Genomic DNA, 23,668 nt, shown 5'->3' with positions numbered 1-23,668 from the left:
ATTCAGTCACGCATCGGTTTCTTGTGCGCCATTCGAATGAGCGCCGACATGAAACCGTCACACGATCGGCGGACGCACCGGCGGTGCGCGCGTGACGCTCGCGCGCGCGGGGTCGCTATCGGCGCCCGGCACATCCGACGACGCAATGCGCGCCGCCACGCCGATGTTCGACAGCAGTGCGCCGCAATGCGCGCCGCACGCCGTCATGCAGCAAAGAGAATGCGTGCGGTGGCAAGACGAGTTTGAATCGCTCGTGTTCGTCGACGTGTCGCGATGAACCGCATTCGTATGCATGCTCATCGCTTGCAGCGCGGCATCGTGATGATGCTCGCACGCCGACGCGCCCTGCATGCCGAGCAAGGCGAACGTCAACACGATAAAAATGCGCCACAACGATTTCATGCCTGTCTGTCGATGCGAACGAGCGCGAGATGCAAAGGGAGTGAACCGATCATAACGCAGCCACGTTGCCGCGCAGATGACGAAAGCTCAAAACAAAACCCCGGTTTGCTGTCGCGCGCCGGGGTTTCGTTGAAGATGAAAGCGCTACGCCGCGCTCACATGTTGTCGATCATCACCTGACCGAAGCCCGAGCACGACACCTGCGTCGCGCCTTCCATCAGGCGCGCGAAGTCATACGTGACACGCTTCGACAGAATCGACTTTTCCATCGACTTCAGAATCGCATCCGCCGCTTCCGTCCAGCCCAGATGGCGCAGCATCATCTCCGCCGAAAGAATCTCCGAACCCGGATTCACATAGTCCTTGCCCGCGTACTTCGGCGCCGTGCCGTGCGTCGCTTCGAACATCGCGACGGAGTCCGACATGTTCGCGCCCGGCGCAATGCCGATGCCGCCAACCTGCGCGGCCAGCGCGTCGGAGATGTAGTCGCCGTTCAGGTTCAGCGTCGCGATCACGTCGTATTCGGCGGGACGCAGCAGGATCTGCTGAAGGAACGCATCGGCGATCACATCCTTCACGACGACATCGTTGCCCGTCTTCGGATTCTTCACCTTCATCCACGGGCCGCCATCGATCAGCTCGGCGCCGAACTCTTTTTGCGCGAGCGCATAGCCGTAGTCACGGAATGCGCCTTCCGTGTACTTCATGATGTTGCCCTTGTGCACCAGCGTGACCGTGCGGCGATCGTGGTCGAGCGCATACTGGATCGCCTTGCGCACCAGACGCTCGGTGCCTTCGCGCGACACCGGCTTCACGCCGATACCCGACGAGTCCGGGAAACGGATCTTCTTCACGCCCATTTCTTCGCGCAGGAACTGGATGACCTTCTTCGCCTCGGGCGAACCCGCCGGCCATTCGATACCCGCGTAGATGTCTTCCGAGTTCTCGCGGAAGATCACCATGTTGACCTTCTCCGGCTCGCGCAGCGGCGACGGCACGCCTTTGAAGTACTGCACGGGGCGCAGGCACACATAGAGGTCCAGTTCCTGGCGCAGCGCGACGTTCAGCGAGCGGATGCCGCCGCCGACGGGCGTCGTGAGCGGCCCTTTGATCGACACGATGTAGTCCTTCACCACCTGCATCGTTTCTTCCGGCAGCCACACGTCGGGACCATAAACTTTGGTCGCCTTCTCGCCCGCGAAGATTTCCATCCAGTGGATCTTCTTCTTGCCGCCGTAGGCTTTTGCGACGGCTGCATCGACGACCTTGATCATCACGGGCGTAATGTCGACGCCCGTGCCGTCGCCTTCGATGTACGGAATGATCGGCTGATCGGAAACGTTGAGCGAGAAATCCGCGTTGACAGTGATCTTGTCACCGTCAGCCGGAACCGTGATGTGCTGATACGCCATGATCGGACTCCAGTGATAGCCGTACTGTGAGAACAGGTTGGAAATACGAAACCGGGGCGCCCCTCTTGCGCGCGACGCGGTGCAGCGCCGATTCGAGTGCTGATGCCAGATACCGATGCAGCAAGCGGCCAGGCGGCTATTCTAGCCCACGTCGGCACAAGGCCGCGCTCGGGTCGTGCACGTATACCAGCGCACCGGCGGGACTGCATGAGAGTTAACACACTGTCTTATGTCTTATATAAGATATAAGACTTGTTCTGACGCATTATGCATTAAGATCTCGCCATTCGCTATCCGACGCAGCCGTCGAGACTCGCAGCGCGCTTCGACGCCATGGCTGCGATCCCGCGGTTGACGCATCCGCACTTCGCCTCGTTCACGCATGACTCTGCTCGCTCTCAACAAACCCTTCGGCACGATCTGCCAGTTTTCGGCGCACGAAACGCGCGCGTCGCTGGCCGATTGGGTAAAGATGCCCGGCATCTACCCCGCAGGGCGCCTCGACTCCGATAGCGAAGGTCTACTGCTGCTCACCGACGACGGCGCACTGCAGGCGCGCATCGCGGAGCCTCGTCACAAGCTCGTGAAGCGTTATTGGGCGCAAGTGGAAGGCGCGCCGACAGACGACGTTCTGAAGGCGCTCGCGCGCGGCGTCGATCTCGGCGACTATGTGACGCGCCCCTGCCGTGCGGAATTCGTCGAACCCGGCGAAGCGCTATGGGCCCGCACGCCGCCCATTCGATATCGCGCGGCGATTCCCACCACATGGATCGAACTGTCGATCACCGAAGGCAAAAATCGCCAGGTGCGCCGCATGACGGCGGCCGTTGGTTTTCCGACGTTGCGTCTCGTGCGGGTCGGCGTCGGCGCGCTCGATATTTTTTCGCTTGGATTGCCGCCTGGCGAATGCATCGAGCTACCTTCGCGCGCGCCCTGGGAAGGTTTCGCATCGTCGTGAATGCGCCCGCGAAAAACCTGCCGATATTCCGCTAAGCCGTTGTATCGACATGCGTTTTCTATTCGATTGCGTCATTTGAAAAATGCGCGCGAAATGCGCTAAAAAGTACCGATCTGCGACGCGTTATCACACTCACAAAATTTCCTGAAAATTTTCGTCAACCGCGTCGCGCGCTCATGCGTTACTCGACGCAGATGCCGATAAAGCTGTCCGGCATTCAGCCTCAAGAGCCTTTGCACATGCCGCTCCAACGAGCTGTAAGAAGGTGTCTGAACGCTCGCAGCCGCAAAGAAAAATTTCTTCGATGCGGATGTCAACCGAAAGGTGGACGGCACGTTTAAGGACATGACTCAACCTAATCGGGTCATTGGGTTAATTAACTAAAGCTGAGGATTCGCAAAATGAACAAACTGATCGCCGCTCTGGTCGCTGGTCTCTTCGCAACGGCAGCATTCGCACAAGCTTCGGCACCGGAAGCAGCTCCGGCAGCTCCGGCAGCAGCTTCGTCGCACAAGGCAACGAAGAAGGTTTCGCACAAGAAGTCGCACAAGAAGGCAGCAGCTCCGGCAGCAGCTTCGGCAGCATCGGAATAAGTTTGTTGCAATAACGCAGTCAAGAATCAAGCAGTTTTGCCGTTCTTACGGCGTTGAAAGGCAGATGGCCACAAGGCTCTCTGCCTTTTTGTTTTTGACGCGCTCGCGTAACATGCGCGGATCATATTCAGCAAGGAGCTATGTCGTGCGATTTTCATTGCGCTCGTTGATCGCGCGCTTCGCGATTGCAGTTGCATTGCCTGTTGCCGCATTGTCGGCCGTGTCGCTGGCGGCGATGTCCGCGCAAGATGCGCATGCGCAGCAGATGCCCCAGGGCGCAAAACAACCCGGCGACTTTCCGCGCGCCAAGCTCTCGGCAGGCATGTTCGTCATCGACGCCGCCGTCGCCGCGAACGATGCGGACCGCGAGCAAGGTTTGATGTACCGCACGCAACTCGCACCGAACGAAGGCATGCTCTTCGTGTTCGGCGAGAATGCCGTGCATTGCTTCTGGATGAAGAACACGCTGATCCCGCTGTCGATCGCATTCATGCGCGCGGACGGCACGATCACCGACATCGACGAAATGCAGGCGGAAACCACCAACAACCATTGCCCGAAGAACAACGGCGTCTACGCGCTGGAGATGAGCAAGGGCTGGTTCACGTCGAAGGGCATCAAGCCCGGTATGAAGATGCAGGGACTGCCGGCGCCGCAATAAGCGAACCCGCCTGCCACACACGAACCGGACGAAAGCCGGCGCAGCCGCAAGGCGCGCCGGCTTGTTTTTATCCGCCGCGCCGCAATGTATGGCGGGCACCATCTCTGGCGGCTTCTGGCAGGATTCCTGCAAAAGCCAGGCCGACACGCTATTCTTATAGTCTCACCAGCAGCACCGAGATCGTCCGGGCCGCGCAGCACATGCCAGCAGAAGGCCCGGCGCCAGCCACCGGCGCGCTAACACATGGAGGTTCACGTGCCCCGCAAGACTCCTATCGAGCGATACCGGAACATCGGTATCAGTGCTCACATCGATGCCGGCAAGACCACCACCACCGAACGCATTCTTTTCTACACCGGCGTGACTCACAAGATCGGCGAGGTTCACGACGGCGCGGCGACGATGGACTGGATGGAACAGGAGCAGGAGCGCGGCATCACGATTACCTCGGCGGCCACGACAGCCTTCTGGAAAGGCATGGCGGGCAATTATCCGGAGCATCGGATCAACATCATCGACACGCCGGGCCACGTCGACTTCACGATCGAAGTCGAACGCTCGATGCGCGTGCTCGACGGCGCGTGCATGGTGTACGACTCGGTCGGCGGCGTGCAGCCGCAGTCCGAAACCGTGTGGCGCCAGGCGAACAAGTACAAGGTGCCGCGCATCGCGTTCGTCAACAAGATGGACCGCGTCGGTGCAGACTTCTTCCGCGTGCAGCGTCAGATTGGCGAGCGCCTGAAGGGCGTCGCGGTGCCGATCCAGATTCCCATCGGCGCGGAAGAGCATTTCCTGGGCGTCGTGGATCTGGTCAAGATGAAGGCGATCGTCTGGGACGATGAGAGCCAGGGCATCAAGTTCTCGTACGAAGAGATTCCCGACAACCTCAAGGATCTCGCGCATGAATGGCGCGGAAAGATGGTCGAGGCGGCGGCGGAAGCGAGCGAAGAGATGCTCGAAAAGTATCTGACCGATCACGAGAGTCTGACGGAAGACGAGATCAAGGCGGGCTTGCGCAAACGCACGATCGCCAACGAGATCGTGCCGATGCTGTGCGGCAGCGCGTTCAAGAACAAGGGCGTGCAGGCGATGCTCGATGCCGTGATCGACTATCTGCCCTCGCCTGTCGACGTGCCCGCGATTCTCGGCCACACGGAAGACGACAAGGAAGCGGAACGTCACCCGAGCGACGACGAGCCGTTCTCCGCGCTCGCGTTCAAGATCATGACTGACCCGTTCGTCGGTCAGCTGATCTTCTTCCGAGTGTATTCAGGCGTCGTGAATTCGGGCGATACCGTCTACAACCCGGTGAAGGAAAAGAAGGAGCGCCTCGGCCGTATTCTTCAGATGCACGCGAACGAGCGCAAGGAAATCAAGGAAGTGCGCGCGGGCGACATCGCGGCGGCTGTCGGTCTGAAGGAAGCGACCACGGGCGACACGCTGTGCGACCCGAACAACATCATCATCCTCGAACGGATGATCTTCCCTGAGCCGGTGATCTCGCAGGCCGTCGAGCCGAAGACGAAGGTCGACCAGGAAAAGATGGGCATTGCGCTCAACCGTCTCGCGCAGGAAGACCCGTCGTTCCGGGTGCAAACGGACGAAGAGTCTGGACAGACGATTATTTCGGGCATGGGCGAACTGCACCTGGAAATTCTCGTCGACCGGATGAAGCGCGAGTTCGGCGTCGAGGCGACGGTCGGCAAGCCGCAGGTCGCGTATCGCGAGACGGTGCGTATCAAGGTTGAAGGTGTGGAAGGCAAGTTCGTCAAGCAGTCGGGCGGACGCGGGCAGTATGGTCATGCCGTCATCACGCTCGAGCCTGATCCGGGCAAGGGCTACGAGTTCGTCGATGCGATCAAGGGCGGCGTGATTCCACGCGAATTCATTCCGGCTGTCGACAAGGGTATTCAGGAAACGCTCAAGGCTGGCGTGCTGGCGGGTTATCCCGTTGTCGATGTGAAGGTGACGTTGACCTTCGGTTCGTACCACGACGTCGACTCGAATGAAAACGCGTTCCGCATGGCTGGTTCGATGGCGTTCAAGGATGCGATGCGCAAGGCGAAGCCGGTGCTTCTTGAGCCGATGATGGCTGTTGAAGTGGAGACGCCTGAGGACTTCATGGGTAACGTGATGGGTGATCTTTCCGGCCGGCGCGGCATTGTGCAGGGCATGGAGGATATTGCCGGCGGTGGCGGCAAGCTCGTGCGCGCTGAAGTGCCGCTTTCGGAGATGTTTGGGTATTCGACGTCGTTGCGGTCGCTTACGCAAGGGCGTGCTACCTATACGATGGAGTTCAAGCATTACGCTGAGACGCCGAATAATGTCTCGGAGGGGATTATTAATTCGAAGTCCAAGTAACCCGGTTTGGTTTGCTTGGTGCGAAGGCCTGTTCCTGTTGGGATGGGCCTTTTTTTTGCTGTCTGCGACGCGGGGGTGGTTTGCTTGTGCTTTTGCTGGCATCCGCGATTTGGCTTCGTGGCGTGGCCGGGTTGGTTTGCTTGTTTTGCCGCTGGCATCCGCGCTATGTCTTCGTGCTTCACGCGTTGCCCCTGTGCGGGGCGGCACCTACTTTTCTTTGCCGCCGCCGCAAAGAAAAGTAGGCAAAAGAAAGCGGCTCACACCGCCAACTCTTCTTCCTGCCTGAGGGCCCCCGAAGGGTCTTACGCTTCACACGGCAATCACGTGACTCACCTTTGTTGCCAGCGCTCTTGCGGTGCGCCTCACCCGCTTCGCGCACCCGCGTCGCAGCGAGTCGCGCCGGATATTCCTCCGCCGCCCAGGTGGCAAACTGTGTGTAGGTTGTCGCGTCGTATAGGGTAGCGTTCTTACAGGGTGGAACGCGTGCGCTATCGGTCCGAAGTGAGGCGTGTGTAGCGCTACGGCCTACACACGGTTTGCCACCTGGGCGGCAGAAACCATTCGCTGCTGTTAGCCCGTGCGTGGGTGCTTGAAGTGGGTGAGGCATTCATTCGAAGCGTTGGCAACGCACGCAAACAAAGACGCCGCCGTGTGAAGCGTAAGACCGGTTGGGGGCCCTCAGGCAAACGCAAGAATTGGCGGTGTGAGCCGCTTTCTTTTGCCTGGCGGCGACGCGTGAAGCGCGAAGGCATAACGCGGATGCCAGCGCAAAGGCCAGAACAACCAAACCGGCCGCGCCACGAAGCCAAACCGCGAAAGCTACGGCATATCCAGCGTCGCCAGACAACCCAAAACCCCAACCCCACTCAAACTTTTGTCCATGCCAGAATAACCAACCACGACGCCCCGCAAGCGCCCGGCAAGGAGACAAGACATGAGCCACGATCACGAGCACACACCTCAAGCCCCGATTGACTGGCGCGAACACGGCGTCAAGGTCATCAAGGGCGACCAGCTCGACACGAACACGCCACAAACCCCTGGCATGAACCGCGCCGCCGCGATCAACGCCGCGCGCGCCGGAGCGCAAAAGCTATGGGCGGGCACCGTCACAATCCACCCGAACGCAAAGACAGGCGCGCACCACCATGGCGCGCTAGAAAGCGTGATCTACGTCGTACGCGGCCATGCCCGCATGCGCTGGGGCGAGCATCTGGAATTCACCGCCGAAGCGGGCCCCGGCGACTTCATCTTCGTGCCCCCGTATGTCCCGCATCAAGAAATCAACGCAAGCACCGACGATCCACTCGAATGCGTGCTCGTACGCAGCGACAACGAAGCCGTCGTCGTGAACCTGAACATCGACGCCGTCGAGCAGCCCGAGACCGTCTATTGGGTCGACCCGATCCACAAGCACCCGCACGATCATTGACCAATCGCAAACTCAGGTCCAACGCCCGTATGACGCCGACCCTTTCGCTGCGCCCCCGCCTCGTCACACTGTATGCCGGACTGATCACCGCCAATCTCACCGCGTGGGCGTGGGCGCTGATCGCGTTTCGCGACTATCCGCTGCTGCTCGGCACCGCGTTGCTCGCCTACGGCTTCGGCCTGCGGCACGCCGTCGACGCCGACCACATCGCCGCGATCGACACCGTCACGCGCAAGCTGATGCAGGAAGGCAAGCGGCCGCTCGGCGTCGGACTGGCGTTCTCGCTCGGACATTCGACCATCGTGATCGCCGCCACCGTCGGCATCGCGTTGACTGCGCTGTCTCTGCATGGGCGCTTCGAGGCGTTCCACGCTGTAGGTGGGACTATCGGCACGTTGGTATCGTCGGGGTTTCTGCTGGTGCTGGCCGGCGTGAACCTCGTGATCCTGCGCGATGTGTGGCGCCGCTACCGGCACGTGCAGCAAGGCGGAGAACTGACGCACGAAGACGCCACACGCGGTGCGCCCGCCGGTCTGCTGTCGCGCGCGCTGAAGCCGCTATTCCGGCTCGTCTCGAAGAGCTGGCACATGTACCCCGTCGGCGTGCTGTTCGGTCTCGGCTTCGACACGGCGACGGAAATCGGCCTGCTCGCCATCGCCGCCGCCGAAGCGGGAAAAGGCCTGCCGCTCTACTCGATCCTCGTGTTTCCCGCGCTCTTCACAGCGGGCATGACGCTCGTCGATTCGACCGATAACGTGCTGATGGTCCACGCCTACAGCTGGGCCATGGACGACCCGAAGCGCAAGCTCTACTACAACGCGAGCATCACGTTCGTGTCGGCCGTAGTCGCGATCGCGATCGGCGGCATCGAGGCACTCGGCTTGCTATCGGACAAGCTCGGATTGAGCGGCGGCGTGTGGGACGCGGTGGCAGCCGTCAACGAACGCTTCGGCATGCTCGGCTACGGCATCGTGAGCCTCTTCATGCTGTGCTGGATCGGCTCTATTCTGTTTCATCGCTGGCGCAAGCCGGCACCGCTCAGCCGATAACACCGCCGCGTACAACGCGCCGCCTAAGCGCCGAAACAGCCGCCGCAGCGCGCCGCCCGTTGCAGCGATGGGCCGCGCCGTTGTGCGCACGACACAACTGCCGCCGGGAATCGTATGAAGGGAACCGCACGCGGCCGCGAATCCTCCCAATCCAGAGGCAATCGCTTACACTGAACCCGCATCATCGTCGCACTACCACCGCAGCGCCTCGCACAGCACGCGTGGCGTCCCAACAGAACGGATCGGACCCACCATCGATGAAGAAATCCGCGGACCCGCGTTTTGCGCCTCGCTTGGTAGAAGCACTTGACCTGGAGGCGGCACGCCGCAGCGCCGACGCCCATGGCAATCACGCCATCGACGAATTTCTCGCCGGCCGCCTCACGCGGCGCGAACTGCTGCGGTATGCGAGCGTGATCGGCATGTCGCTTGCGGGCGGCGGACTGCTCGCACCACGCAGCGCCCGCGCGCAAGGCGCGGCGGGCGCGAATGCGACGATCCGCGTTGCGCACCTGACGCCCACGGGCGCCGTCGATCCGATGACGGTCACCGACTCCGCGAGCCTCTGCCTGCTCAATCAGACGGGCGAATTCCTGATCGACGACGACGGCGAAAAACAGACGCTCAAACCCGTGCTCGCGCTGTCGTGGAAGCCGAACGACAAGGGCGACGTGTGGACCTTCAAGCTGCGCGAGAACGTGAAGTTCCACGACGGCCAGCCCTTCACCGCGAAGGACGTCGCCGCGACCTTCGACCGCCTCGCTGATCCCGCCGCCGGCTCGGCCGCGCTCTCGACATTGAAGGGCGTGCTGTCGAAGGGCGGCACGAAGGTCATCGACGATCACACGGTCGCATTCCATCTCGACGCGCCCAACGGCAACTTCCCGTACTACGTTTCGTCGGACAACTACAACGCGGTGATTCTCCCCGCGAACTACGCGGGCAACTACGAGAAAACCTTCATCGGCACGGGACCGTTCAAGCTCGAGAAGTATCAGGCGAAAGTCGGCGTGTCGTTCGTGCGCAATCCCGACTATTGGGGCGAAAAAGCGCTGCCGCAGCGCGTGCAGTTCACCTTCTACGCGGACCAGCAGGCGCAGATTCTCGCGCTGCAAGGCCATCAGGCCGACGTGATGCCCACGTTCACCGTGCAGGGCGGCCAGGGGCTGATCAACAACCCCGAGTTCAAGGTGGTCGGCGTGAGGTCGAGCGCGCACCGGCAGATTCACATGCGCGTCGACAGCCCGCAGTTCAAGGACAAGCGTGTACGCCAGGCGCTCGCGCTGTCGCTCGATCGCGAAGTGATCGTCAAGGGTCTCTTCAAGGGCCGCGCGCAGGTCGGCAACGATAGCCCGTTCGCGCCCGTGTTTCCGTCGTCGGATGCGGGCGTGTCGCAGCGCAAGATCGATGTCGCGAAGGCGAAGCAACTGCTCGCGCAGGCGGGTGTGCCGAACGGTTTCGACGTGACGCTCACGACCGAGAAGTTCATGGAGATTCCCGACCTCGCCGTCGTCGTGCAGAACTATGCGAAGGCGGTGGGCATCCGCATCAACCTGAAGGTCGAGAGCCAGTCGCAGTACTACGGCTCGGGCACGCCGGGCAAGTCGGACTGGCTCGATTCGCCGCTCGGCATCACCGACTACGGCAGCCGCGGCGTGCCGAACGTGTTCCTCAACGCGCCGTTGACGAGCACGGGCACATGGAACGCCGCGCACTTCAATAACCCGCAGTACGACAAGCTGGTCGCCGATTACGTCGCCGCGCTCGATATCGCCGCGCAGAAGAAAGTGTCCGCGCAGATCCAGACGCTGCTGCTCGACGAGACGCCCGTGATCTTCCCGTTCTTCTACGACCAGCTGATCGCCGCGCGCAAGCAGCTGAACGGCGTGCGCTTCACGGCAATCGCGCAGCTGTATTTCGATCGCGCGACGCTCGCGGCCTGATTGCGCGCGACGCTGCGAGCAAGGGATATCGATGTCGACCACGGTTTCCGCTTCCATCGCTCGTGGCCCGCGCGGCAGTGCAATGCGCGTCGTGCGCTTCGTCGGGACGCGGGTCGGCCTGTCGTTGATCACGCTGTGGCTGCTGTCGGTGATCGTGTTCGCGGGCGGCCAGCTGCTGCCTGGCGATATCGGCCGCGCGATACTCGGCCCGCTCGCCGATCCGCGCGCCGTTGCCGCGCTCAATCATCAGCTCGGCGCGGACCGTCCTCTTCTCACGCAATACACGCAGTGGATCACGCACTTCGTGCAAGGCGACATGGGCTTGTCGTACACATATCGCGAGCCTGTCGCGTCGTTCGTCGGCAGTGCGCTGGCGAACTCGGCGAAGCTCGGTTTTCTTGCGTTCATCGTGGTGGTGCCGCTCGGCATCGCGGGCGGCGTATGGGCCGCGATGCACGCGGGGCGTTGGCTCGACCGCACGATCAGCATCGTCGGTCTGTCGGCTACCGTCGTGCCTGAGTTCGTGTCGTCGATCGTGCTGATACTCGTGTTCGGCGTGTGGCTGCAATGGCTGCCCATCGACGCAACGTATCCGCCCGACGCAGGCATCTTCACGCAACTGAAGCATCTCGTCCTCCCCGTCCTGCCGCTCGTGTTCGTGTTCTTCGGCTATATCGCGCGGATGGCGCGCGCGGGCACGGTCGAGGCGCTCGACGCCGACTACACGCGCACCGCGATCCTCAAGGGATTGCCGCCGCATATCGTGATCTTCCGGCACGTGCTGCGCAATGCATTGCTGCCGACCATCACCGTCGCGGCGACGCAGCTCGGCTACATGATTGGCGGACTGGTCGTCGTGGAGACGCTGTTCCACTATCAGGGCATCGGCTCGCTGATCTACAACGCAGCGAAGGCCAAAGACTTCCCGATGCTCGAAGGCGGCGTGCTGACGATTGGCGTGGTCTACACGGTCGCCAATCTCGTCGCCGATGCGCTATACGTGCTGCTCAATCCACGCTTGCGCGTGAGGAGCGCCGAATGAGCACGATGGCTTCGCCTCCGCCCTCGTCGAACACACCCGCGCCCGCTGCGCCGCGCGCGAGAGACACACGCTACGACACGCTGCGCATGCTGCTGCGCTCGCCGACCTTCATCGCCGGCGCGGTGATCGTGCTGTGGTGGATCGTCTGCGCCATTGCGGGAACGTGGGTCGCGCCGCTCGATCCCTACGCATCCGATCCTTTGAACTCGCTCACGCCGCCCGCGGCAGGCCACTGGTTCGGCACCGATCAACTGGGCCGCGACGTGCTGTCGCGTGTGATCGTCGGCGCGCGCGACATCCTGACCATCGCGCCGCTCGCGACGCTGCTCGGCACGCTCGCGGGCACCGCACTCGGCCTCACGGTCGGTTACTTCGACGGCTGGGTCGACAACGTGATCGGACGCGCGATCGATGCCGTGCTCGCGCTCCCGCTCGTGATCGTCGCGCTGCTCGCGCTGGCCGCAGTGGGCGCGTCGAACCTCACGGTGATCCTCGTGATCGGCATCACGTTCACGCCCATCACGGCCCGCACGGTGCGCGCTGCCGTATTCGCCGAACGGCATCTCGACTACGTGGCCGCGGCCCAGCTGCGCGGCGAAAACGCGTTCTACATCATGTTCGCGGAGATCCTGCCGAACGTGCTGCCGCCCATCATCGTCGAAGCGACGGTGCGTCTCGGCTATGCGATCTTCGCGGTCGCCACGCTGTCGTTCCTCGGCTTCGGCATCCAGCCGCCTTCCGCCGACTGGGGCCTCGCGCTCTCCGAGTCGTACACGCTGATGGCGGGCGGCGCATGGTGGACCGTCGTGTTCGACGCGGCCGCGATTGCGTCGCTGGTGGTCGGCGTGAACCTGATCGCGGATGCCGTGCAAGGAGCCGTCGACGGATGAACGGCCCATCTCCTCCTCCGCCGCCCGCTTCGTTTCCCGCCTTCGATGTGTCGAAGAGCGAGCAGACCGACGCGCTCACGATCGTCGGCCTGACGGTCGCGTATCGCACCCGAGGACGCGAGCGCGACGTGCTGCAAGACGTGTCGTTTCGCATCAGGCGCGGTGAATCGTATGGTCTTGTCGGTGAATCGGGCTGCGGCAAGTCGACGGTCGCAATGGCGACGCTGCGCTATCTGGCGCGCAATGGACGCGTAAAGGCGGGACGCATTTCGATTGCGGGCAAGGAAGTGCATTCGCTCGACGCCGCCGCATTGCGCGAGCTGCGCGCGAACAGAATATCGATGGTGTATCAGGACCCGTCGCGCGCGCTCAATCCATCGCTGACGATAGCGCGCCAGGTGGCCGAAGCGTTCGAGGCATCCGGCGCGACTCGTGAAGATGCGCTGAAGCAAACGGCCGACATGCTCCGCAAAGTCCGCATCGCCGAACCCGAGCGCGTGATGGACAGTTATCCGCATCAGTTGTCGGGCGGCATGCAGCAGCGCGTCGTGATTGCGATGGCGCTCGCATCGAAACCGGCGCTGCTGATTCTCGACGAACCGACCACCGGTCTCGACGCTACTGTCGAAGCCGAAGTGCTCGATCTCGTCGCGCAACTGCGCGACGAGTTCCACACAGCCGTGCTGTTCATCAGCCACAACCTCGCGGTGATCGGCAGGATGTGCGAGCGTGTCGGCGTGCTGTACGCGGGCAAGCTCGTCGAAGAAGGCGCGACGCAGGACGTGTTCGCGCGGCCACGCCATCCGTACACGGTCGGCCTTTTGCGCTGTCTGCCGACTGTGGGCCGCAGCAAGGACAATGACCGGCTCGACACGATTGCGGGTAGCCTGCCGCAGCCGGGTTCCATCGCGCAGGGCTGCATCTATGCGGAGCGCTGCCGTCTCGCCGACGACCGCTGCCGGCGCGAAGCGCCGCCGCCGTATCGTGTGAGCGCGCGGCATGGCGATCAGATGTCGCGTTGCCACTACCACGAGCGCGCAATGGAACTGCCGCGCGCGACGCCCGCCGATGCGCCCGCTCATGCTTCCGGCAACGCGCACGAAACCCGCGACGCTTCGCCCGTGCTGCGCGCGGAAAGCGTATCGAAGACATTCCACGTCGCGGGCGCGGCACTCCGCGCCGTGGACGATGTGTCGCTCGAACTCGCGAAGGGCGAGACGCTTGGTCTCGTCGGCGAATCGGGCAGCGGCAAGACGACGCTCGCGAAGTTGCTGCTCGGTCTCGTATCGCCCGATGCGGGCAGCGTGATCGAACTCGACGGCACGCCTTTGCCGGCACGCGTCACGAACCGCAACGACGAACAGGTGAAGTCGCTGCAGATCGTGTTCCAGAATCCCGACTCGGCGCTCAATCGCGCGCACTCGGTCAGACGGCTGATCGGGCGCGCGTTGTCGCGCCTGTCCGCCCTGCACGGCGACGCGCGCGAGGAAAGGCTCGCTTCGCTGGCGCAGGCGGTCAGGCTGCCCGACCGTTATCTGACGTCGCGCACGCGGCAACTATCGGGCGGGTTGAAGCAGCGCGTCGCGATTGCGCGCGCGTTCGCGGGCGATCCGCGCATTGTCGTGTGCGACGAGCCGACTTCCGCGCTCGACGTGTCCGTGCAGGCCGCGATCCTCAACCTGCTCGCCGATCTGCAGCGCGATCGCAGCGTGAGCTATGTGTTTATCTCGCACGATCTGAATGTCGTGCGCTATCTGTCCGATCGCATCGCGGTGCTGTACGTCGGCCGCCTGCTGGAGATCGGGCCCGCGTCGGCCGTGTTCGACGGCCCGCATCATCCTTATACGGAAGCGTTGTTGTCGTCGGTGCCTGCGCTCGATCAGCGTGACGGCGAACAACCTTCCGACGCGAAGCCGCAGCGCATCCGCCTCGCCGGCGAACTGCCGAGCCCCGCCGCGCCGCCTTCGGGCTGCGTGTTTCATACGCGCTGTCCGCGCAAGCTGGGCGCGATCTGCGAGCAGCAGGACCCGCCCTACGCCGATGCCGGCGACGCGCATCGCATCCGCTGCCATATCCCCGTCGACGAATTGCGCGTGCTCCAGCGCCGCAACTGATCCCCTGTCCCCGCGCCGCATCGTCGTGCGCTGAAACGAAAAACCGCGTCATTCGAGGCCTGCGTTTCAGGTCCGAAACGTTTTTTGTGCGTTTCGATGCGCACACAACCGAGCCGTCACGCGAATGCCACGCGCGACGGGCGTTCGCGCCCAATGGCATGTTTATCGCTAAATGACGCTCACGCATGGGGTTGCGTCGGGATCGACAAATCCTCGGCAACGCTAATTCGCGCCGTCACGACGAACGGCGCAACGGCACGCAGAAAGGACAGTCGATCCCGCGTCGGGCGGATGAAGCGTCATCGCATCCGCCCGGCCATGTGGGGCTCGCACGCGGTCCGGCGCCGACAGCCAACGACAACAGGCGCCGGGCACACATCAGAAGCCGGAGGCGGCGGGATGGCAGGCAGGGAGCGTCGCGCGCGACGTGCCGTCGAAAACGGCATACGCCGCGAACCGAAAGAGCGATAAAAGCTCCGCCCGCCGCCGAACGGCTCAGCGCGTGCAATACGAACAAACGGGACAAGGCGACAAGCAGTGAATAAGAAATGACGGCTTGCGGGGGTCGTCGTTTCCTCGGGAGAGGTGCGATGAAGACCAAACCATTTGATACGTACTACTACAATGTTACACGGGGTACGGCAACCTTCGTGGTTGGCGCGGGGACTTTCATGGCGGCCCAGTTCGTTCAGGCCGCATCCGCGGACGATGTGATTCCGAAGTGGATCGTCACAGCCGATGCGCCGCTGCCTGCCAGCGGAGCGTCGGCTGCGATGCAACCCGCACAGAACGATATGGCATCGACGGGCGTGGAGTCCGGCACGACCACGGCAGCCGACGATGCGGCGTCAGTTTTTCTCCTCAAGAGTTGTATTGGCAACGCCGGCAACTGCGCGCCAAACGGCGGACGCGGCAGCGGCGCAGGCGCGAGCGCGGGTGCCGCTAGCGCTGGGTCGTCGGGTTCGTCCGGCGCGGCTTCGGGCGGCGGTGGCGGGTTTGGGGCTGCGGCGGGCCCAAGCGGCAATTCGAGCGGCGGTGGGTTTGGTGGTGGTAGCGGGAATGGTGGTGGTGGTGGCGGTGGTGGTGGCGGTGGCGGTGGCGGTGGCGGTGGCGGTGGCGGTGGCGGTGGCGGTGGCGGTGGCGGTGGCGGTGGCGGTGGCGGTGGCAACGGCGGTGGCAACGGCGGTGGCAGCAACGGCGGTGGCGGTAACGGCGGCGGTGGTAGCGGCGGTGGTAGCGGCGGTGGTAGCGGCGGTGGTAGCGGCGGCGGTGGCGGCGGCGGTGGCGGTAACGGCGGCGGTGGTAACGGCGGTAGCGGCGGCTGCGGCTGTGGTGGCGGTGGCGGCAGCGCCGGCGGCCCTGGCGGCGGCCCTGGCGGTGGCTTCGGTGGTGGCTTCGGTGGTGGCTTCGGTGGCGGCTTCGGTGGCGGCTTCGGTGGCGGCTTCGGCGGTGGTTTTGGCAGCGGCGGTTTCGGCAAAGGTGGCGGCTACGGCGGTGGCTCAGGTTCAGGCGGCGGTCACGGTGGCGGCAACGGACACTGAGATCGAACGGAACGCGCCGTCCCCATACGACGACAACCACGCAGCGCGCAGACGCTTCCCGGCCAGCGTTGGCGGTGACGTTCCGATCCCCCGGTCGAACGTCACCGCCGGGGCCGGGAACGCCGTCGAAGGTATCGCCGGAAAGGCTTTGGCAACACGAGCCGACGCGTAGCTGAGTTCAAAGCAGAAACGACAAGAGCGGTCCGGCAAAGCAGTCGGGAAAACGCATCGGAACCAAACCGCCCTGCTCGCCTCATATCTATTCAACGTTCGATATGAGGCCTTCTACATGCAACGACACTTCCCCCGCCCCGTTGCACGCATTGCTTCGGGCTTGCTGCTGGCTTCGCTGATGGCTGGCGCATCGCTAGCGTATGCGCAAAATGCGGCGCAGAATGCAACGCAAACCGCCGCACAAACCCAGGCCGCCCCTCCCGTCGATCCCACCTTCTCCGCGTGGTCGCTCGCGCAATCCTGTCAGCAGAAATCCGATAACGTCGCGCACGGCCAGTGTGTCGGTGCAATCCGCGGCATCATCCACGGCTACCAGTACGGCGTACTGTTCCTCAGCCAGCGCGCGTCGCTTGCGGCGAAGGAAACGCAGCGCGTGTCATTGTGTCTGCGCGACGTGCCCGTCTCGACGCTCGTCGACGAATTCGTGCAGGACGCGAGCCAGGTCAGCGCGGATTCGCTCAAGCGCACACCCGCCGAAGTCGCCGTGCTCGGCTCCGTGCACATGCATCACGCGTGCTACTGATCCGCCGATACAACAGCGCAAGCGCCGCATGCTCACAGCATCTCGAGCGGCCGCTTGCTGCGAGGCGGACGAAAGTGCGCATCGATAGCGGCGAGGTCGTCGGCGGAAAGCTGCAGGTCGAGCGCGCGGCGATTGTCGCGCACGTGCTCGATGCGCCCTGACTTAGGAATCGCGAACACATCGGGCTGCCGCAGCACCCACGCCAGCGCGACCTGAAACGCCGATACGCCATGCCTGTCGGCGATATTGTCGAGCGGCGAGCGCTTTGGCAGGCGCGCATGATCGACGGGGCTGTACGCCATCGCGGGCATCTTGCGGCCCGCGAGCCACGGCAGCAGATCGAACTCCGGCCCGCGCCGCGCTATGTTGTAGAGAATCTGGTTCGTCGCGCATGCATCGCCGTGCGGCACGCCGACCAGCTCTTCCATGTCGTCGACATCGAAATTGCTGACGCCCCAGTGGCGTATCTTGCCGTCGCGGCGCAGCGCCTCGAAGCCCGCGACCGTCTCTTCGAGCGGCACCGAGCCGCGCCAGTGCAGCAGATACAGATCGATGCGATCGGTCTTCAAGCGCTTCAACGACTGTTCACATGCATGCTGCACGCCGCGCTTGCTCGCGTTGTGCGGATAGACCTTGCTGACCAGAAACACGTCGTCGCGCAAGCCCTGCAACGCTTCGCCCAATAGCGATTCCGTCGCGCCTTCGCCGTACATTTCCGCGGTATCGATCAGCGTCATGCCGAGTTCGATACCGCCGCGCAGCGCCTCAATTTCGGCCTTGCGGCGCGACGGATGCTCGCCCATCTCCCACGTGCCCTGCCCGAGTTTCGGAATGGGTTCGCCGTCGGGCAACGTCACGCTGGCGATGTCCTTCGTCATGGTTGCGTCCTCGCAAGTGATGTCGTGAAGAAGCGCCGCGTCGCAGCGGCCAAACGCGACGAGTGTAGCGCTTCGCTGCGACGCGCATCGGCGTCCCGGCAAAACCCCGCTATAACGCGGGGCGCCGATGACATAGAATTGCCGCTTGCCCTACTTGCGTCCGTCACATGAACCCAGCCTCGGAAGACCGTTGGCGCGATCTGCGCCCGGACCCGGAAAACGATACGCCGCTGTATCTTCAACTCGCCCGCAAGCTCGGCAGTGCGATCCACGAGAACCGCTGGAACGCAGGCGAAGCGCTGCCGTCGGAGCGCGTGTTGTCGGATGCGCTCGGCGTGTCGCGCATCACGGCACGCAAGGCGATCGCGCTGCTCGTCGAACAGGGGTTGATTCGCCGCTCGCAGGGCGCGGGCAGTTTCATCACGCCGCGCTATGAAGATCCGCTGTCGCGTCTGTCGAGCTTCAGCGAAATGCTGCGCCGGCGCGGCTTTACGCCAAGCTCGCAATGGCTGTCGCGCGAGATCGTGCCCGCCAATCGCGATGAGGTGATCCAGCTCGGGCTGTCGCCCGCTGCAGCCGTCACGCGGTTGCGCCGCCTGCGTCTCGCGGACGGCATCGTGATGGCCGTCGAAAATTCGACGTTCCCCGCTTCCGTCATTCCCGACCCGCAGGCCATCGGCGATTCGCTCTACACGTATCTGGAGCAGCGCGGCTTGACGATCGTGCGCGCGCTGCAGCATTTCCGCGCCGTCAACGCGAGCGACGAGATCGCGCAGCAGATGAGCATCGCGCCGAACGAAGCCCTGCTGCTGATCACGCGCGTCGGCTACACGGCCGACCAGCGCGCAATCGAACTCACCGACACCTACTGCCGCAACGACTACTACGACTTCGTCGCCGAACTGCGCAAGTAGGCGCGAGGTTCAGTCTTCCCAGCGCGGCGCGTCGGAGCCGATGGGCACGGGCGGCCGCGCATAGAACGCGGGCGTCTCTGACATCCGCTCGGCGGGCGCCGCCGCCCGCACGCGGCCAAACGGCGAATCGACTTCGTGCAGACCGTCCTGCACTTCGTCGTACGTGACATCGGGCACGCGCCAGCCCGCTTCGATCTGTCCCATCGATTGCAGCCAGCGGCCCGTCTGCGCCAGTGACAGCCGCACATGCCAGCTGCCGCCCTCCTGCGCGCGCCGCGCGAGCGCGACCATCGCGCCGAATGCGGCGAGATAGCCCGTCGCGTGATCGAGCGCCTGACACGGCAGATGCTTCGGGCCGTCGACGCCCGCCGCGTGGCTCTCCGTGTACGCGATGCCGCTTGCCGACTGAACAAGGCTGTCGAAACCGCGCCGCGTCGCCCACGGCCCCGCGTGTCCATACGCCGAAATCGACACGCAGACGATACCGGGCCGCAGCCGTGCCAGCGATTTGGGATCGAAGCCGCGCGCGGCAAGCGAGCCGGGACGATAAGCCTGCATGAACACATCCGCTTGCGCGGCCAGCGCCTGCAATTGCTCGCGCGCCGTGGTCTCGCGCAGATCGAGTGTCGCGGAGCGCTTGCCGCGCCCGTTGTCGATGACGAGCGGCGCGATGTTCGGCAGATGCGGGCCGTTGATCAGCAGCACGTCGGCGCCATGCTGCGCGAGCGCGCGCCCCGCGACGGGACCCGCGATGATCCGCGACAGATCGAGTACGCGCGTGCCTGACAGCGGTCTAGTCGCGTCACCGAGCCCGGGGGCTTCGGTCGGCGCATCGCCGATCCGCTCGATCTCGAACAGCGGCAGATTCGCAATCGCCTTCGCCTGATCGAGCGCTGCCCATTCGCGCGGCGAGCGGATCAGCGCGGCGCACAGGCCGGCGTCGGCGAGTGTCTGATCGAGCTGCGCGCCGTCCCAGCCGCGAATCGCCTCGGCAACCGCGCCGGGATCGCCGTCGCAGCCGAGCACCTTCAACACGCCCTGCAGATGATGCGGAAAGTTCGTGTGCAACTGGATCCAGCGGCCGTCGCGCGTCGCGTAGAAGCCGGTGACGGGATGACGCAATTCCGTCGGCAAGTCATCGTTCACGCGCAGATAGCGTTCGCTGCGAAACGCGATCAGCGCGCGCCGCACGCTTACGTCGACATGCTGCATGCGGCCCGTGCGCAGCCTGAAGCAATTGGCGGCGGCAAGCGCCAGCGCCGAAATCGATGCGCTCGCGAGCGTCCCGACACGAAACACGGAGGGCAACGCCGGATCGTTGCCGTCGATCGACACATAGTCGAGCAAGGCCGGATCGCAACCGGCAACGGACCACAGATGATCGAGCGCGAGCTGGGGCGTCATGATGAGCGGGCTTCCTGAAGAAGAAAGACGTGACTCAGTCTAGTTTTACGCCTCGTCATGATCAATCTTGATTCATATAATCAATATATATTCATTTCTTTGGCTTTCCCGCGCCGATATGTCCAATGCGATGTCCGCCCCACGCTATCTGTCAGCCGACGAAGCCGCCGCGATGCTCGGCATCAGCGTCACGACGCTCTACGCCTACGTGAGCCGCGGCATGCTGCGCTCCGCGCCGGACGCAAACAGCAAGCGCCGGCGCTACGACGCGGACGAAGTACGCCGCCTCGCGCGCCGCAAGGAAGATGGCAAGCGCGGGGCAAAGTCGCGCAGAAGGTGCTGGATTGGGGTGTGCCCGTGCTCGAATCGTCGATCACGCTGATCGCGGACGGCAAGCTGCTGTATCGCGGCCGCGATGCAACCGAACTCGCGCGAATAGCGACATTGGAAGAAGTGGCGGCCCTGCTGTGGGAATGCAGCGCGCGGCGCATCGCCGATGCGCCCGCCGCGCCGCTTGGCGCTGCGCAATGGTCGGCGTGGCTCAAGCTGTGGAGCGACAGCGCGCCGCTCGATCGCGCGCTCGTGCTGCTGCCTGCCGCCGCCGCGCAGATGCCGCGTGTCTGGGCGCTCGGCCGCGATGCGCAACTCGACAATGCCTGCGCGCTGATCCGGCTGATGGCGGGTGCGATGATTTCGGCTGCACCGTCGAACGAACCGCTGCATAAGCAGCTCGCCAGCGCGTGGCGCGTGCGCAACCGCGCGCAGATCAATCTGCTGCGTGCCGCGCTCGTCGCGTGCGCAGATCACGAGCTGAATGCGTCGACATTCACGGTGCGGTGTATCACGTCGACGGGTACGCATCTGTTCGGCGCCGTGGTGGGCGGGCTTGCCGCGTTATCGGGACCGAGACATGGCGGGGAAACAGCGCGCATCGCCGCGTTGTTCGACGAAGCCGCGCGCGCCGCCGATCTCGACCGCTATCTGGCCACGCGGCTCGCCCAGCACGAGCAAAGCGCGCCGGGGCCTGTGCTCTCAGGGTTTGGACATCCGCTGTATCCGGACGGCGATCCGCGTGCGCGTCTGCTGCTGGAACTGCTCGATGAATGTGCACCCGCTCGCTCGCCGTTCGCCGACGTGCAGCGGCTTGCGCGCGTCGTGCGAGACACGACTGGCGCCGAGCCGACCGTTGACTACGCGCTCGCGGCCATCGAACGGGTGCTCGGCCTGCCCGCCGGCGCGGCTTTCACGCTCTTCGCGGTAGGCCGCGTGACGGGCTGGATTGCGCACGCGATAGAACAGACCAGCGACGGCCGCCTGATCCGTCCGCGCGCCAGGTACATCGGCGCGTACGAAGTGGACTGATTCAAAGACCCGCGCTTCAGGCCGTGAGCAGCCAGCGCGGCATCCACGTCCAGCGCGGCGCGCGCCGCCGCTCGACTTTCACCGTGTCGCCCACGCCGCCAGTCACCGTCAGCGAGAGCCGCACGCCGTCCCGCCCCGCGCTCAGCCACGCGACGGCGCCGCGCTTCAGTTCGAACGACTCGCCCGCTGCGAGCCAGTAATCCTCGGCGTCGCCTTCGACGGTCAGCCAGAGTTCGCCCGCCAGCACGTTCACGGCAAGCGGCTGCGCAGCCCGCCAGGCGCTTGCCGGCTCGCTGTGCTCGAGTTCGAAAGTACGGATTTCACGCATCGCTGTGCTCCTTGAAGTGCTTTTTCGCTTGCATCCATTATTGTCGTGCGATGATGACTGTCACATGCACAGTGCTGAACAGTTTCAAAAGAACTGTACAGCTAGAAAACCTGACAGTTGTCGGCGCTTCGACCATGACAGACCGTGACCGACGGCTGGCGAAGCGCTCGAAAGAAGCGCGAAGAAGGCGCTAAGGAAGGCAAGCCATGAAGCTCGACATTGAACTGAACCGCGAAAACGGCGTGCCGCTCACCGAGCAGATCGTCAGCGGCGTACAGGACTGGATCCGCTTGCGCACCGCGCATCCCGGCGCGAAGCTACCGTCGATCCGCCAGTTCGCCACCGACAACGACATCAGCCGCTTCCCCGTGATCGAGGCCTACGACCGGCTCGTGTCGCTCGGTTATCTGGATTCGCGGCCGGGTTCCGGCTTCTACGTTGCCGAACGGCACCGCGCCGCGATGAGTTGTCAGGGCGCGTCCGACCCGCGTCGCGCCGAAGACGAATCGACCCACATCCTGCAACAGTTCAATCATCCCGGCGAATCGCTGAAGCTCGGCAGCGGCTTCATTCCCGAGGCATGGCGCGACATGGACAGCCTCGCGCAGGCGATCCGCCACGTGTCGCGTACCGACGGCGCGAGCATGATCGATTACGCGACGCCGCTCGGCAACGCGACACTGCGCGAACTTCTGCAAGGACGCATCGAGCAGCTCGGCATCGAAGCGGAAGCGTCGCAGATCCTGATCACGTTCGGCGCGAGCCAGGCGATGGACCTGCTGATGCGCTACCTGCTCAAGCCCGGCGACACGATCTTCGTCGAGGACCCGGGCTACTACAATTTCAACGGCCTGCTGAAGCTGCATGGCGTGAACCTCATCGGCATTCCGCGCACGCGCACGGGCCCCGATCTCGACGCGATGCAAGCGCAGTTACAGCAGCATCGGCCGAAGCTCTTCTTCATCAACTCGGTCTTTCACAACCCGACAGGCACGACGATCGCGCCGCCCATCGCATTCCGCCTGCTGCAACTCGCGCGCGAGCACAACTTCAAGATCATCGAAGACGATATCTACGCCGACTTTCAGACCGAACCCACCGACCGCCTCGCCACGCTCGATCAACTCGAGCACGTGATCTACATCGGCGGGCTGTCGAAGACTTTGTCGTCGTCGCTGCGCATCGGCTATGTGATCGCCGATCACGCAACCATCAAGGATCTCGCCGACATCAAGATGCTGACGAGCATCGGCGGCTCGCGCTTTGCGGAAGCCGTAACCGTCGCGTTGCTCGAACGCGGGATGTATCGCAAGCATCTCGAAAGATTGCGGCGGCGCATGCGCGATGCGCTCGGCGCGACCGTGCAGACGCTCGAAATGAGCGGTTGGGAGGTGTTCGAGAATCCACTGGGCGGCAAGTTCGTGTGGGCGCGCGTGCCGCATGTCGAGGATGCGGAGCGGCTCGTCGAATGCGGTGTGCCGCTCGGCGTGACGGTGGCGCCCGGCAGCTATTTCCGGCCGAATGCGGAGCCGAGCCCGTGGATACGCGTCAACGCTGCGTTTGCGAACGATCCGCGCGCACGGGCGTTTTTTGAGGCGGCGGCGGGTTTGAAGGCGTAACGCAGGGC

The 23,668-nt window shown here is 63.9% G+C and carries 19 protein-coding genes and 1 pseudogene; 15 read left to right on the top strand and 5 right to left on the bottom strand.

The window, feature by feature from the left end:
• Positions 1-57: 57 nt before the first annotated feature.
• Entirely contained in the window at positions 58-402 is a 345-nt protein-coding gene (locus tag C2L64_RS03135) for a hypothetical protein (RefSeq protein ID WP_007586261.1), read from the bottom strand.
• Between the two features lie 155 nt (positions 403-557).
• Positions 558-1,814, bottom strand: coding sequence for an NADP-dependent isocitrate dehydrogenase (icd, locus tag C2L64_RS03130; RefSeq protein WP_007586262.1), 1,257 nt, complete (start codon positions 1,812-1,814; stop codon positions 558-560).
• Between the two features lie 382 nt (positions 1,815-2,196).
• On the opposite strand from icd, the gene C2L64_RS03125 reads away from it, so the two are divergent.
• The 12 genes from C2L64_RS03125 (at position 2,197) to C2L64_RS03065 (ending at position 17,155) form a co-directional block, all read left to right on the top strand.
• Positions 2,197-2,772: a pseudouridine synthase gene (locus C2L64_RS03125; protein ID WP_007744841.1), complete on the top strand. Its 576-nt coding sequence runs from the start codon at positions 2,197-2,199 to the stop codon at positions 2,770-2,772.
• Positions 2,773-3,173: 401 nt separating this feature from the next.
• Entirely contained in the window at positions 3,174-3,365 is a 192-nt protein-coding gene (locus C2L64_RS03120; RefSeq protein ID WP_007586271.1) for a hypothetical protein, read from the top strand.
• A gap of 145 nt (positions 3,366-3,510) precedes the next feature.
• Positions 3,511-4,026: a DUF192 domain-containing protein gene (locus tag C2L64_RS03115; protein ID WP_007744843.1), complete on the top strand. Its 516-nt coding sequence runs from the start codon at positions 3,511-3,513 to the stop codon at positions 4,024-4,026.
• A 255-nt stretch (positions 4,027-4,281) separates the two neighbouring features.
• Complete coding sequence (fusA, locus tag C2L64_RS03110; protein WP_007586275.1) at positions 4,282-6,387, top strand: elongation factor G; 2,106 nt, start codon at positions 4,282-4,284, stop codon at positions 6,385-6,387.
• 934 nt (positions 6,388-7,321) lie between these two features.
• Positions 7,322-7,819 (top strand): cupin domain-containing protein, encoded by a 498-nt coding sequence (locus C2L64_RS03100; RefSeq protein ID WP_007586277.1) that lies wholly within the window; start codon positions 7,322-7,324, stop codon positions 7,817-7,819.
• 29 nt (positions 7,820-7,848) lie between these two features.
• Positions 7,849-8,868: a HoxN/HupN/NixA family nickel/cobalt transporter gene (locus tag C2L64_RS03095; RefSeq protein WP_090836081.1), complete on the top strand. Its 1,020-nt coding sequence runs from the start codon at positions 7,849-7,851 to the stop codon at positions 8,866-8,868.
• 257 nt (positions 8,869-9,125) lie between these two features.
• Positions 9,126-10,811: an ABC transporter substrate-binding protein gene (locus C2L64_RS03090; protein WP_090836080.1), complete on the top strand. Its 1,686-nt coding sequence runs from the start codon at positions 9,126-9,128 to the stop codon at positions 10,809-10,811.
• A gap of 31 nt (positions 10,812-10,842) precedes the next feature.
• Positions 10,843-11,853, top strand: a complete 1,011-nt coding sequence (locus tag C2L64_RS03085; RefSeq protein WP_090836079.1) for an ABC transporter permease — start codon at positions 10,843-10,845, stop codon at positions 11,851-11,853.
• The gene (locus C2L64_RS03080) at positions 11,850-12,743 is read left to right on the top strand and encodes an ABC transporter permease (protein WP_007745287.1); all 894 of its coding nucleotides are present in this window, start codon (positions 11,850-11,852) and stop codon (positions 12,741-12,743) included. The genes C2L64_RS03085 and C2L64_RS03080 overlap by 4 nt, the downstream gene beginning before the upstream one ends.
• Complete coding sequence (locus C2L64_RS03075) at positions 12,740-14,857, top strand: ABC transporter ATP-binding protein (RefSeq protein ID WP_090836078.1); 2,118 nt, start codon at positions 12,740-12,742, stop codon at positions 14,855-14,857. The genes C2L64_RS03080 and C2L64_RS03075 overlap by 4 nt, the downstream gene beginning before the upstream one ends.
• A 590-nt stretch (positions 14,858-15,447) precedes the next feature.
• The gene (locus C2L64_RS03070) at positions 15,448-16,398 is read left to right on the top strand and encodes a hypothetical protein (RefSeq protein WP_158660483.1); all 951 of its coding nucleotides are present in this window, start codon (positions 15,448-15,450) and stop codon (positions 16,396-16,398) included.
• A gap of 289 nt (positions 16,399-16,687) precedes the next feature.
• The gene (locus tag C2L64_RS03065) at positions 16,688-17,155 is read left to right on the top strand and encodes a hypothetical protein (protein ID WP_090836076.1); all 468 of its coding nucleotides are present in this window, start codon (positions 16,688-16,690) and stop codon (positions 17,153-17,155) included.
• 32 nt (positions 17,156-17,187) lie between these two features.
• Here the strand turns inward: C2L64_RS03065 and C2L64_RS03060 are convergent, their stop codons facing one another.
• Positions 17,188-18,033, bottom strand: coding sequence for an aldo/keto reductase (locus C2L64_RS03060; RefSeq protein WP_090836075.1), 846 nt, complete (start codon positions 18,031-18,033; stop codon positions 17,188-17,190).
• Positions 18,034-18,200: 167 nt separating this feature from the next.
• On the opposite strand from C2L64_RS03060, the gene C2L64_RS03055 reads away from it, so the two are divergent.
• Entirely contained in the window at positions 18,201-18,947 is a 747-nt protein-coding gene (locus tag C2L64_RS03055) for a GntR family transcriptional regulator (RefSeq protein ID WP_007578766.1), read from the top strand.
• A 9-nt stretch (positions 18,948-18,956) separates the two neighbouring features.
• On the opposite strand, the gene C2L64_RS03050 is transcribed toward C2L64_RS03055, so the two are convergent.
• Complete coding sequence (locus C2L64_RS03050; RefSeq protein ID WP_090836074.1) at positions 18,957-20,351, bottom strand: CoA transferase; 1,395 nt, start codon at positions 20,349-20,351, stop codon at positions 18,957-18,959.
• Positions 20,352-20,481: 130 nt separating this feature from the next.
• Between C2L64_RS03050 and C2L64_RS03045 the strand changes: the two are divergent.
• Positions 20,482-21,713: pseudogene (locus tag C2L64_RS03045) on the top strand (citrate synthase family protein).
• A 16-nt stretch (positions 21,714-21,729) separates the two neighbouring features.
• Here the strand turns inward: C2L64_RS03045 and C2L64_RS03040 are convergent.
• Complete coding sequence (locus C2L64_RS03040; RefSeq protein ID WP_007578771.1) at positions 21,730-22,041, bottom strand: DUF2917 domain-containing protein; 312 nt, start codon at positions 22,039-22,041, stop codon at positions 21,730-21,732.
• A gap of 206 nt (positions 22,042-22,247) precedes the next feature.
• On the opposite strand from C2L64_RS03040, the gene C2L64_RS03035 reads away from it, so the two are divergent.
• The gene (locus tag C2L64_RS03035) at positions 22,248-23,660 is read left to right on the top strand and encodes an aminotransferase-like domain-containing protein (protein ID WP_090836073.1); all 1,413 of its coding nucleotides are present in this window, start codon (positions 22,248-22,250) and stop codon (positions 23,658-23,660) included.
• Positions 23,661-23,668: the final 8 nt, after the last annotated feature.

This window comes from Paraburkholderia hospita (assembly GCF_002902965.1).
GTDB classification, from domain to species: Bacteria; Pseudomonadota; Gammaproteobacteria; order Burkholderiales; family Burkholderiaceae; genus Paraburkholderia; species Paraburkholderia hospita.
This window is presented reverse-complemented; position numbering and strand designations above follow the sequence as displayed.